Source organism: Actinomyces oris, assembly GCF_001937445.1.
In the GTDB taxonomy this organism is placed as follows: Bacteria; Actinomycetota; Actinomycetes; order Actinomycetales; family Actinomycetaceae; genus Actinomyces; species Actinomyces acetigenes.
In genome coordinates this window covers 1-12381 of sequence record NZ_MSKS01000015.1, presented here as the reverse complement: position 1 = coordinate 12381, position 12381 = coordinate 1, and the positions used below count along the sequence as shown (strand labels likewise).

Below are 12381 nucleotides of genomic sequence, written 5' to 3'. Positions count from 1 at the left end.
GCCCCCAGAACGCAACCAGCAAGGAGACGAGATGGCAGAGCTGACCATCAGGCCCGAGGAGATTCGCTCGGCCCTGAACGAGTTCGCCGAGTCCTACAAGCCCGCCGAGGTCGCGGCCGAGGAGGTCGGGCACGTCGTCTTCGCCGCTGACGGCATCGCGCACGTCGAGGGCCTGCCCGGCGTCATGGCCAACGAGCTGCTCACCTTCGAGGACGGCACCGCCGGCCTGGCCATGAACCTCGAGGAGCGCAGCATCGGTGTCGTCGTCCTGGGCTCCTTCGACGGCATCGACGAGGGCCAGGTCGTGCGCCGCACCGGCGAGGTTCTCTCCGTGCCTGTGGGCGACGCCTACCTGGGCCGCGTCGTCGACCCGCTGGGCCGGCCCATCGACGGCCTGGGCGAGATCGAGGCTGAGGGACGCCGCGCCCTGGAGCTCCAGGCCCCCGGCGTCATGGCCCGAAAGTCCGTCCACGAGCCCCTCCAGACCGGGCTCAAGGCCATCGACTCGATGATCCCGATCGGCCGCGGTCAGCGCCAGCTCATCATCGGCGACCGCCAGACCGGAAAGACCGCCATCGCCCTGGACACGATCCTCAACCAGAAGAGCGCCTGGGAGTCCGGTGACCCGAACAAGCAGGTGCGTTGCATCTACGTGGCCACCGGCCAGAAGGGCTCCACCATCGCGGCCGTGCGCGCCACCCTGGAGGAGCGCGGCGCCCTGGAGTACACCACCATCGTGGCCTCCCCGGCCTCCGACCCGGCCGGCTTCAAGTACCTGTCGCCTTACACGGGCTCGGCCATCGGCCAGCACTGGATGTACCAGGGCAAGCACGTCCTCATCGTCTTCGACGACCTGTCCAAGCAGGCCGAGGCCTACCGAGCCGTCTCCCTGCTGCTTCGCCGCCCGCCGGGCCGCGAGGCCTACCCCGGTGACGTCTTCTACCTCCACTCGCGCCTGCTGGAGCGCTGCTCCAAGCTCTCCGACGACCTGGGGGCTGGCTCCATGACCGGGCTGCCGATCATCGAGACCAAGGCCAATGACGTCTCGGCCTACATCCCCACCAACGTCATCTCCATCACCGACGGGCAGATCTTCCTCCAGTCCGACCTGTTCAACGCCGACCAGCGCCCCGCCGTCGACGTCGGTATCTCCGTGTCCCGTGTGGGCGGCGCCGCTCAGGTCAAGGCCATGAAGAAGGTCGCCGGAACCCTCAAGATCACCCTGGCGCAGTACCGCTCCATGCAGGCCTTCGCCATGTTCGCCTCCGACCTGGACGCCGCCACCCGCGCCCAGCTCACCCGCGGTGAGCGTCTCATGGAGCTGCTCAAGCAGCCCCAGTACACGCCCTACCCGGTGGCCGAGCAGGTCGCCAGCGTCTGGGCCGGAACCAAGGGCTACCTCGACGACATTGACGTCTCCGACGTCCTGCCCTTCGAGGCCGCCTTCCTGGACCACCTGCGGCGCAACACCGACATCCTCGACACCATCGAGTCCACCGGGCAGCTCACCGATGAGACCGAGGAGGCCCTGGTCAAGGCCGTCGAGGCCTTCCGGCGCACCTTCCTCTCCGGCGGCCAGATGCTGGGCGCCCAGGTGGCCGAGGCCGAGGAGGAGCCCACCGCGGAGAGGACCACCGAGCAGCTCGTGGTCAAGAGGGGCTGACGTGGCAGGAAACCAGCGCGTCTACAAGCAGCGCATTCGATCGACCCAGACCCTCCAGAAGGTGTTCCGGGCGATGGAGCTCATCGCCTCGTCCCGGATCGGGCAGGCGCGCCGCAACGCGCAGGAGGCCTCGCCCTACGATCACGCCCTGAGCCAGGCGGTGGCCGCACTGGGGACCTACTCCCGCTTTGATGAGCACCCCATCACCCAGAAGCGCACCGACACCAAGCGCGTGGCGATCCTCGTGGTCACCTCCGACCGCGGCATGGCCGGCGCCTACTCGGCCACCATCCTGCGCGAGACCGGCCGCCTCATCGAGGAGTTGGTCAAGGACGGCAAGGAGCCGGTGATCTTCACCTTCGGCCGACGCGCCCATAACTACTTCAGCTTCCGGGACAGGCCGATCGAGTTCTCCTGGACCGGACAGTCGGACCGTCCCAGCGACGAGTCCATCGAGGAGGTCGCCACCGTCCTCCTGGACTACTTCCTCCAGCCGCCCGAGGCCGGTGGCGTGGCCGAGGTCCACATCGTCTTCACCCGCTACGTCTCGATGATCTCCCAGGTCCCCGAGGTGCGTCGTATGCTGCCGCTCAAGGTGGTCGACGTCGAAGGCGCCGGTGAGCTCGACGAGGCCGGCAACGAGGCCCTGGAGAAGGAGCTGGAGGCCGAGCGCGGCAGCTCCATGCCGTTGTATGAGTTCGAGCCCGGGCCCTCCGAGGTGCTTGACGCCCTCCTGACCCGCTACATGGGCTCGCGCATCCGCAACGCCCTGCTGCAGTCGGCCGCCTCCGAGCTGGCCAGCCGCCAGCAGGCCATGCACACGGCCACGGACAACGCCGAGGACCTCATCACCACCTACACCCGCCTGGCCAACGCGGCCCGCCAGGGCGACATCACCCAGGAGATCACTGAGATCGTCTCGGGTGCCGATGCCCTGGGAGCCGAATAGACCGGGCAGCCCCGACGTCGTCGAGAACCCCACACAGACTCACCTCACCGAGCAGGACCCCTCTCAGCTCTGGAAGATACGGAAGAACGCACATGGCTGACACCACCACTCCCGGGACGGGACGTATCACCCGCATCATCGGCGCCGTCGTCGACGTCGAGTTCCCGCCTGATGCGATCCCGGCGATGTACAACGCCCTCAAGGTGACCGTCCAGGCCACCAGCGCCGGCGAGGAGCCCCACGAGATCACCCTGGAGGTCGCCCAGCACCTGGGTGACAACATCGTGCGCACGATCTCCCTCAAGCCCACCGACGGCCTCGTGCGCGGCTCGCAGGTGCGCGACACCGGAGCGCCGATCTCTGTGCCCGTGGGCGACGTGACCAAGGGCCACGTCTTCAACGTCACCGGCGACGTTCTCAACCTCGCCCCTGGCGAGCAGCTGGAGATCACCGAGCGCTGGCCCATCCACCGCCAGCCCCCGGCCTTCGACCAGCTCGAGTCCAAGGAGCAGATGTTCGAGACCGGCATCAAGGTCATCGACCTGCTCACCCCCTACGTGCAGGGCGGTAAGATCGGCCTGTTCGGGGGCGCCGGCGTGGGCAAGACCGTCCTCATCCAGGAGATGATCCAGCGCGTGGCCCAGAACCACGGTGGTGTCTCCGTGTTCGCCGGCGTGGGGGAGCGCACCCGTGAGGGCAACGACCTCATCGTCGAGATGGGCGAGGCCGGCGTGTTCGACAAGACCGCCCTGGTCTTCGGCCAGATGGACGAGCCGCCGGGCACGCGTCTGCGCGTGGCCCTGTCCGCCCTGACGATGGCCGAGTACTTCCGCGACGTCCAGCACCAGGACGTGCTGCTGTTCATCGACAACATCTTCCGCTTCACCCAGGCCGGCTCCGAGGTCTCCACGCTGCTGGGCCGCATGCCCTCGGCCGTGGGCTACCAGCCCAACCTGGCCGACGAGATGGGCCAGCTCCAGGAGCGCATCACCTCCGCCGGCGGCCACTCCATCACCTCCCTGCAGGCGATCTACGTGCCCGCCGACGACTACACCGACCCGGCGCCGGCGACGACCTTCGCCCACCTGGACGCCACCACCGAGCTCAGCCGTGAGATCGCCTCGCGGGGCATCTACCCGGCCGTGGACCCGCTGACCTCCACCTCGCGCCTGCTGGCCCCCGGTTACGTGGGCCAGGAGCACTACGACGTCGCCACCCGCGTGAAGTCCATCCTCCAGAAGAACAAGGAGCTTCAGGACATCATCGCGATCCTCGGTGTCGACGAGCTCGGCGAGGAGGACAAGGTGACGGTGGCCCGCGCCCGCCGTATCGAGCAGTTCCTGTCCCAGAACACCTACATGGCGGAGAAGTTCACCGGCGTGGCCGGCTCCACCGTGCCGCTGTCGGAGACCATCGAGGCGTTCCGCCGCATCTGCGACGGTGACTACGACCACCTGCCCGAGCAGGCCTTCTTCAACATCGGTGGCATTGAGGACCTGGAGCGTCGCGCCGCCGAGCTCAAGGCCTGAGTCGTTAGGATCCGGGAAGAGCCGGGCGCAGGAAGCAGAAAAGGAGGGGGACATGGCCTTACACGTTGAGGTGGTCTCGCCGGCGGGCGAGGCCTGGACCGGTGAGGCGACGCAGGTCTCCGTGCCCCTGATCAACGGGGAGCTGGGGGTCCTACCCGGCCGCCAACCCCTCGTGGCGGTCCTGGGGTCCGGTCCGGTGCGACTGAGTCCCGTCGACGGCGAGATGCGCAGGATCGAGGTGTCCGGCGGCTTCTGCTCCGTGGACCACGACGTCATCACGATCGCCGCCGACCACGTGAAGCAGGGCGCGGAGGCCTGAGCCATGGGGCAGCACGTGTGGATGGTCGTGGCGATTGCCGTCACCGCCCTCGTGCTGCTGGCAGGCGGGTTCCTGGTGCGTCTGCGCTACCTGGCCGGGCAGGTCGGCTCCTTCGAGTGCGCCATGCGCCCCACCGGGGGGCAGCACTGGATGAGCGGGGTGGCCTCCTTCCAGCTCGACTCCCTGGAGTGGTACCGGCTCGTGTCCCTGTCCATGCGGCCCACACGGGTGTGGAGGCGCCTGGACCTGGAGCTCTCCACCGCCCGGCGCCGCCGGGAGCAGGGACGCGTCGTCGAGGTGCACTGCGTGGATGCCACCCGCAGCCCCGAGGGCTTCGACCTGGCCATGATGGAGGAGTCCCACTCGGCGCTGGTCGCCTGGGTGGAGTCCGCCGCCCCCGAGCAGCCCCGGCTCTTTTGAGACCCGACGTCGGGGCCCGGCGATAACCCGATGACCCGGCGGATGAGGCCGGCCGATGAGCCCGGCGGCCGGATCCGCTGGGGCGGGGCCTTCGGGGCGGAGATGCAGCCCCCTGGCCGGATAGGCGACGTACCTTTCGCCCGAGGACTGCGTTCTCCCCCAGGCTACTGGGGTCCCCTCCCAGTCATCTGTAGGACATCGCAGTCCTCGGTCGAGAAGTACGTTCTCGACGACGGTGCACGGTGCCGCCATCGCCTGACTCTGCGTCCCCGGGCCCCGGGTCACGCCTGAGAAACAGGTCCTGATCTGGTGCGGGCACCGTGCTTGAGTAGGGGAGGGGCGACGGGCGGGTGACACGATGCTCAGGCCTGCCGGCCCCGGCGTCGCGCCGCCCTGGGCCCAGCCCCGCTAGGGTGGACGGGTGCGCCTCGTTATTGCCTCCTGCTCCGTCGACTACTCCGGCCGCCTGGACGCCCACCTGCCCCGGGCCACCCGCGTGCTCATGCTCAAGGCTGACGGCTCGGTCCTCATCCACTCCGACGGCGGCTCCTACAAGCCCCTGAACTGGATGAGCGCCCCGGCCCGCCTGGCCGTCACCGAGCCGGACGAGGAGGCCGCCGCCGACGGCGTGCGCGAGGTCTGGGAGGTCAGCGCCACCAAGACCGACGACCGCCTCGTCATCCGCCTCTTCGAGACCATCTCCGACGTCAGCCACGAGCTGGGCGTGGACCCCGGGCTCACCAAGGACGGCGTCGAAGCCCACCTCCAGGAGCTCCTGGCTGAGCAGATCGAGGTCCTGGGCGCCGGCTACCGCCTGGTGCGCCGCGAGTTCCCCACCGCCATCGGCCCGGTCGACATCATGGCCAAGGACGCCGAGGGCCGCTCCGTGGCCGTGGAGATCAAGCGCGTCGGTGGGATCGACGGCGTCGAACAGCTCACCCGCTACCTCGAGCTCCTCGACCGCGACCCGCTGCTGACCCCCGTCCAGGGCGTCTTCGCCGCCCAGACCATCAAGCCGCAGGCCCGCGTCCTGGCCGAGGACCGCGGCATCCGCTGCGTCACCCTCGACTACGACGCCATGCGCGGCATGGACGACCCGAGCTCCCGTCTGTTCTGAGGAGACAGTCGTGCCCGCCGCCCGCGCCTCCTCCGCGCCGCTGCCGACCGAGGTGAGCCTGGCTCGCATCATCTCCCAGGGCCTCGTCCCGGCCACCGCCGCGCCCGACGTCGTCGCGGCAGTGTCCCGCCAGCTCGCCATCCAGGGCCAGCAGGTCTCCGCCGTCCCGCACGCCCTGCTCGTGCGCGCCCCGGCCGCCACTCCGGCCGACGTTGAGGCCGCCTTCGCGCGAGGCGACCTGGTTCGCTCCTGGCCCATGCGCGGCACCGTCCACATCACCACCGCCGCCGACCACCACTGGCTGCGGGCCGCCCTCATGCACCGCACCGACACCTGGGTGCGGAACATCGAGAAGGCTTACGGCGTCGATACCGCCCTGTGCGAGCGCGCCGCCGAGGTGGCCCTCGGTCTCATCGAGGATCAGGGCCCGCTGACGCGCTCGGTGCTGCTGGCGGCCTGGCAGGAGGCCGGTCTCATGGAGGCCTTCCGCGGCGAGGACGTCTCGGCCTACCGGCGCCGTCACCTCCTGGTGCGCCTCCAGCGCGAGGGGATCCTCGTCCAGGGGCCGCGTTCCGGCAACGAGCACCTCGTCATGGACGCGCGTTCCCTGCCCGACGCCGACTCCGGGCCCGCCGGAGCAGGCGTCGCCCACGGCGGGACCGGCCACCGCGCCGCCTGCGCGCACATCGCCTACCGCTACGCGACCGGCCACGGCCCGGTCTGCGCCGAGGACCTGGCCCGCTGGACCACACTGCCCAAGACGCAGGCCGCCCGCGCCCTGGAGGACGCCGTCGAGCTGGGGCAGGAGCCGGCCCCGGCCGCGCCTGAGGGCACTGGTGAGCCGGTCGGGAGCCGTGTCCCGCTCGTGCGCGCGGTCGCCGAGGGCGGGGTGCGCGGAGGCCTGCGCCCGCTCGGCCCCGGCGAGTCGGCCCCGAAGACCGGCCTGCTCTACATGCGCGCCGACCTGCCCGACCTGCTGTCCGCCCACCGCGGCGCCGCGCAGGCCACACACTTCCTGGGCTCCTTCGACGAGCTGCACGTGGGCTACAAGGACCGATCCTGCCTCACCGACGACGACGGCGAACGCCTCATCTGCCCGGCGAGCAACGGCATGTTCCGTCCGATCCTGGTCGACCGCGGCCGACTCGTCGCCGTGAGGCCGGTCGGCGAGGGCCTGCTGTGGAAGGGCGGGGCGGCGCCGTCGGCCCGCGTGGAGCGCGACGTCAACCGGGCCGTGTCCCGCATGGAGCGGCGCCTGGCCGGGTGAATGGAGCGGAGCCGGAACCCGCCCGTGCAGTGTGGGGGAGGAGACGCCTCGAAGGAGGTTGTCTGATGTCTGGAGTGGTGACAGAATCCGACTCATGAGCAACGAAGCCATGCACGTCCGCGCACTGCGGGGGCGCGTCGTCACCCCCGACCACATCATCGATGACGGGGCGGTCGTCCTGTCGGGATCCCACATCGCGTGGGTCGGGCCCGCTGACCAGGCCACCCAGGCCGGCTTCGGGGGCGCCGTCGAACAGGCTCAGGCCGCACCGGAGGGCGGCTACCTCCTGCCGGGACTGGTGGACGTCCACTGCCACGGCGGGGGCGGTGAGTCCTTCCCCAACGCCGAGACCGCCGAGCAGGCGATGGTCTCCGTGCTCGAGCACCGCCGCTTCGGCACCACCTCGCTCGTGGCCTCCTGTGTGACGGCCGCCCCCGAGGTCCTGCGCGCACGCACCCGGGTGCTGGCGGGGCTGTGCGAGGACGGAGAGCTCGCCGGCATCCACTTCGAGGGGCCCTTCGTCTCGGTGGAGCGCTGCGGCGCCCAGGACCCCACCTACATCATCGACCCCGACGCCGCCCTGACCCGCGAGCTCATCGAGCTCGGCGGTGGACACGTCGTCACCATGACGATCGCCCCGGAGAAGCCCGGCATCACCGGCGACGACGGCGTCAACGCGGCCCTCATCGAGGGCGGGGCGCTGCCCTCCTTCGGGCACACCGACTCCGAGGCGGCCCCCGTGCGTGCCGCCCTGGCTGACGCCGCCGCCCGCATCGCCGAGCGCCTCGAGGCCGGCAAGCCGGTCCGCTCCCCGCGCTCGACCGCCACCCACCTGTTCAACGGCATGCGCCCCATGCACCACCGCACGCCCGGGCCCGTGCCCGAGTTCCTGGCGGCCGCCCAGCGCGGCGAGTGCGTCCTGGAGATGATCGGCGACGGCGTGCACCTCAGCCCCGCCATCGTCCTGGACATGTTTGAGACCCTGGGGCGTGACAACGTCGTCCTGGTCACCGACGCCATGGCGGCGGCCGGCATGGCCGACGGCGACTACGTGCTCGGCTCCCAGCCGGTCACCGTGGCCGACGGCGTCGCCCGCCTCACCGAGGGTGGCGCGATCGCCGGGGGGACCGCCCACCTCATCGACGTCGTGCGCACCACCTGGCAGGGGGGAGTCGACCTGGTCGACGCCGTCTACGCCGCCAGCGTCCAGGGCGCCCAGATCCTCGGCGACTCGTCCGTGGGGGCGCTGCGGGCGGGCCTGTGGGCCGACGTCGTCGTCACCGACGCGGAGCTGCGGCCCGTCACCGTGCTGCGCCGCGGCGAGGCGGTGGAGCACGCCGCCTGATCCTCCCGCACCGCCGGCCCACGCGGGCTCCAGCAGACTCTTGTCATGTGGGAGCCGTTCGCCCCGACCTGAACCGCCAGGTCGGGGCGAACGCGTGGTGCGGGGCCGGTGGGCTGCGGACCTAGCCGGGCAGGCCCAGGAGGCGGCGGGTGTAGACGGCCTGGCCGGAGTGCTGGGCGGCGTCGTCAATGACCGAGGCCAGGCGCACGGCCCGCGTGACTGGCGGGTCCCAGGAGTCGTCGACGATGTCATCGAGCGACTCCGGGGTGAGGGTGCGCAGGTAGGTGGTGGCTAGGGCGTAGGCGTCGTCGAGGTAGGAGAAGAGAAGGCCGAGGTCGCCGACGACGACCTGGGCGGCCTGCTCAGGCGTGTGGTGCCAGTCCTCGGTGTCGTCGGGCAGGGGCAGGGCGAAGCGCTCGCGGTGGCCACCGGTGACCCAGACGGGCTCGACGCCCACAAGAGGCGCGACCTGAATGTCGAGCTCGCGAGCCGTGTGCCAGGCCAGCCAAGTCAGAGAGTCGATGCGGGGCGCGAGCTCTGGGGTGGGCCGGGTGTTGGCCTGCTCGAGCGTGACACCGTCGAAGGCGCGGTCGAAGCGCTCGCGGGACCGGGACAGGACGTCGATGAGCATCTCAAGAGTCGCCATAAGGTCAGGTTACGTGGCGGGTCTGAACGCATCGGGAAAACCGCGCACCGGGCACTGTCTCGCCTGCACCAGTTCCAGTAAGAGGTGAGCCGCAACGACACCGCGCCGGCGCGCGGTATGAGAGTGACTCGGTTCACCGACCACCTGTTGAGAATTGCAGTTTCGCGTCAGTGATCTCGATAGCATCGTTGCATGAGATCTGAACGCGATTTCATGTTGCTGACTCCTCCGGAGCCGGCGGAGGGGGCTCCGCCCCTGGATGATGATGACTCTCTTGGGCCGGATCCGGAACATCCCTTCGTTCCGCCTGCTCTGTACCTGCCTTCAACAGGTGTGCCCAACGCGCGAGGTCCGGAGATTGAGCTGAGACGCTTGAAGGATGGACGTATGGCCTTGTTGGCCTATACGGCTGTCGACCGTCTGGTGAAGTGTATGGGACCGAATCAACCGTGGATGCTGTTCCTCACAGACAACCTTGGTGATCTTGCTGAGGGCCAGCCCTTCGACGTCTTGATGTTAGACCAGCGCGTGCCACAAGAACTCTGGCGTTGAGATAGGAGTAGCCCGATGGGACAAAGGAGACAGTTAAAAATTGATCAGAAAAGCGTCGACGACATCAAAAAAACGTTCTATCGAGTTCAAGATGCGTTGGAGTCAGAGAAAAACACAGAGCTGTCGAGCGTCGACGGCGGAGATGGTACCGACTATATCGTTAGTATGATAACTAAGTTAGCTAACGATGCGTGCACGTTGGCTCTCGCCTCTAAGCTGGGAGGGGATAAGTTAGGTATTGCTCAGGCCAAATTGACGGAAACTGATGAGAGTGTTGCGCAAACATTCCTTAACATGAAAAAGGAGGTACATTAAAATGAGTGACTCAAGTAATGTATGTACCGTAAATGATTCTATCATTGATGTTACGATACCTGGAAGTGTGAACTCTGTGAGGTCGGCAGCGTCATGGCTGCACCGACTGCGCGATGACTTCTATGACGCTGAAATCGATATGAGGAATAATGGGCTATTCGCAGGTAACTGGTTAGATGGTGAACTATCTGACGCCCTAGTCCTTTATTCAGGAGATTTAGAGAGGGGGTGCGATGACGCATATCAACGAGCGAAAAAGGCAGTTGATATTATTCGCACTTTTGCTGATGAGTTGTCCTCAAGAAAAGAGGACATGAGTGGTCACCTAGAGACAGCAAGAAATGACGGCCTCGCGGTAGAAGGGAATATTATACACTATCCTGCTGCGGTATCTGCTCCCGGAAAATATCCGAAGGGGGGTACGTCTGATGAGAAAAGCGCATGGAATAGTGCCGACGATAAGTATAATGACTACCTTCAGAAAGTGAGGGACTTTGAAAAAGTGCGAGGGCGAGTTGAGTATACTTTTAAGCAGTTATCGGATTGGATAGCAAATAATCTTGCTCCCACCAAAACGGATGTAGTAAAAGATACCGTAACGGCGATGTTCAGGAGTCTTTTAGTTAAAGAGGTCGGTGTAGGCTATGAATATACGATAAGTAATGTGTATAAGTCTCGCATCGATGCTCTAAATAACGCAGCTAAAGAGTTGGCCTCTACTCGGGCTCAAATTAAATCTGAGAATCCTCGGGTGGCGGCAGGAGGGGAGCCGAGTGACGAGGCTGTAGCCAGAAATAAAGCACGATCTGGTACGGCTAAAGAGTTGGAGGATGCGGCAAGTTCTGCTGGAAAAAGCGCAAAAAAACTCATCTTCAGGGGAAATGCAATACTGACTCTCGGTTCTGCGGCGTACGAACTTTCGCAAGGGGCCGACCCTGGCAATCTGCTCGTAACGACAGCGACTGGGTTGGCTATCGATGCTGGAGTTGCAGCGTTGGTTGCCGCAGGAGTGATAACTGCGCCCGGTTGGGGAACTGCAGTTTTGGTTGGTGCCGCAACAGTAGCTGTATCGACGGGTGTTGGGTACGTATATGATCACGCGCTTTCTAAGCGTACTCGCGAAACAATTAATCGTAAACTGGATAACGCTGGCACTGCTTTGATGGAGACCGGAGAAGATATCGCTAATACTGCGCAAGACTTATGGGAAGACGCTTCGTCCACGGTGTCTCATGGGTGGAAGTGGATGACAAGCTAGACGCGTGTGTGAACGTCGCACTGAGGTCAGTATCGGCGTGATGCGCTGAGTGAAATTGTGCCCGGATAGCGGTGTGTGCATTCTGCGTGCATTGTCTTGATCTGGGTGGGCGGATTGTGGAAAGATCAGTGATCGAAGTCATAGGCCCTGGTCTATGTGTTGTCAAAGTTCCGTGGTCGATATTATGTATATGACGTTTGACCAAGTTCTCGACTGTGAGCGCGGAGATCGAGTGTGGGCTCGTGAAGTCAGTCTGTGTTTCTATGGCAGCGTTCTCTCGTTAATTCAATCACTGTATCTGTGGCACCTTTCTCTGTGGCCTATTCTCATCGTGTTCGTGACGTTTTGTGTTATGCTACTGGCACAAAATGTCGTGAACGGTTCTGTATTAGAAGATTCCGGTGAGCCTCATCGACAGTGGGTGAGAGCGTCGCCTGAGGGGGTCGACTTCGTTCCGTCGTCAATGCCAGCAGTATTTGAGTGGGCTTGCCATGCCGCGCTTTTTTTGAGTGCCGTATCTGCAATTTGTGTCGGTCAGTATGTCGAAGTTCCTCGCGGACCATACTCCAATGGATTGCTTCTCGGTGTGGCCACAGTTTTCCTCGTGTTAGTGTCGCTCAGTGGGGTGCCTCGATCAACTCCTGGAAGTGCTGCATGGAGGCTCACTCCCGAGGGCCTACTTATCTCCCCATGCAGTCAGTACAGAGCGTTCGTCGACTGGTCTAAGAAACCTCAGGTAGAGGGGCGGGCTGTTTTCAACCTCCAGGAGTGTGTCGTTGTTAAGGACTCGTGGGGAAGTCGCTACTATCTTCCAATCTCGGGGCTGCCGATGAGCTACGTGCAGTTTCGGCGGCTGCTGAGTTTTTACTCAACGCACCCTAAACTGCGCCAGGAAATCGCGTCGAGTAAGGGGGTTGGGCGCGTTTGCTCTCTGCTGGATAGCTGAGGGAAGGGCTGCGACCTGGATGTCGAGCTTGCGAGCCGTGTGCAGGCCAACCAGG

At 65.8% G+C, this 12381-nt stretch carries 11 protein-coding genes; 10 read left to right on the top strand and 1 reads right to left on the bottom strand.

Translation table 11 applies throughout. The features are described from left to right. Window positions 1–31: 31 nt before the first annotated feature. The 8 genes from atpA (at window position 32) to BKH20_RS04930 (ending at window position 8609) form a co-directional block, all read left to right on the top strand. Window positions 32–1663 (top strand): F0F1 ATP synthase subunit alpha, encoded by a 1632-nt coding sequence (gene atpA, locus BKH20_RS04965; RefSeq protein WP_075390176.1) that lies wholly within the window; start codon window positions 32–34, stop codon window positions 1661–1663. A 1-nt stretch (window position 1664) separates the two neighbouring features. Then, entirely contained in the window at window positions 1665–2612 is a 948-nt protein-coding gene (locus BKH20_RS04960; protein ID WP_070661188.1) for a F0F1 ATP synthase subunit gamma, read from the top strand. A 92-nt stretch (window positions 2613–2704) separates the two neighbouring features. After that, a complete protein-coding gene (atpD, locus tag BKH20_RS04955) occupies window positions 2705–4141 on the top strand; it encodes a F0F1 ATP synthase subunit beta (protein WP_070661183.1) in 1437 nt (478 codons plus the stop codon). Between the two features lie 52 nt (window positions 4142–4193). Next, a complete protein-coding gene (locus BKH20_RS04950; protein ID WP_075390175.1) occupies window positions 4194–4460 on the top strand; it encodes a F0F1 ATP synthase subunit epsilon in 267 nt (88 codons plus the stop codon). Window positions 4461–4463: 3 nt separating this feature from the next. Next, window positions 4464–4880 carry a DUF2550 family protein gene (locus BKH20_RS04945; protein ID WP_075390174.1) on the top strand — a complete coding sequence of 139 codons (417 nt, stop codon included), beginning with the start codon at window positions 4464–4466 and terminating at the stop codon, window positions 4878–4880. A gap of 421 nt (window positions 4881–5301) precedes the next feature. Further along, entirely contained in the window at window positions 5302–5997 is a 696-nt protein-coding gene (nucS, locus tag BKH20_RS04940) for an endonuclease NucS (protein WP_009405946.1), read from the top strand. A gap of 10 nt (window positions 5998–6007) precedes the next feature. After that, a complete protein-coding gene (locus BKH20_RS04935) occupies window positions 6008–7264 on the top strand; it encodes a DNA glycosylase AlkZ-like family protein (protein WP_075390173.1) in 1257 nt (418 codons plus the stop codon). Between the two features lie 109 nt (window positions 7265–7373). Continuing rightward, complete coding sequence (locus BKH20_RS04930; protein ID WP_178388554.1) at window positions 7374–8609, top strand: N-acetylglucosamine-6-phosphate deacetylase; 1236 nt, start codon at window positions 7374–7376, stop codon at window positions 8607–8609. Window positions 8610–8730: 121 nt separating this feature from the next. On the opposite strand, the gene BKH20_RS04925 is transcribed toward BKH20_RS04930, so the two are convergent. Continuing rightward, window positions 8731–9255 (bottom strand): DUF664 domain-containing protein, encoded by a 525-nt coding sequence (locus BKH20_RS04925; RefSeq protein WP_075390171.1) that lies wholly within the window; start codon window positions 9253–9255, stop codon window positions 8731–8733. Window positions 9256–9447: 192 nt separating this feature from the next. On the opposite strand from BKH20_RS04925, the gene BKH20_RS04920 reads away from it, so the two are divergent. Next, window positions 9448–9807: an SAV_915 family protein gene (locus BKH20_RS04920; protein ID WP_081381597.1), complete on the top strand. Its 360-nt coding sequence runs from the start codon at window positions 9448–9450 to the stop codon at window positions 9805–9807. Window positions 9808–10123: 316 nt separating this feature from the next. Beyond that, window positions 10124–11380 (top strand): hypothetical protein, encoded by a 1257-nt coding sequence (locus tag BKH20_RS13960; RefSeq protein ID WP_143224942.1) that lies wholly within the window; start codon window positions 10124–10126, stop codon window positions 11378–11380. Window positions 11381–12381: the final 1001 nt, after the last annotated feature.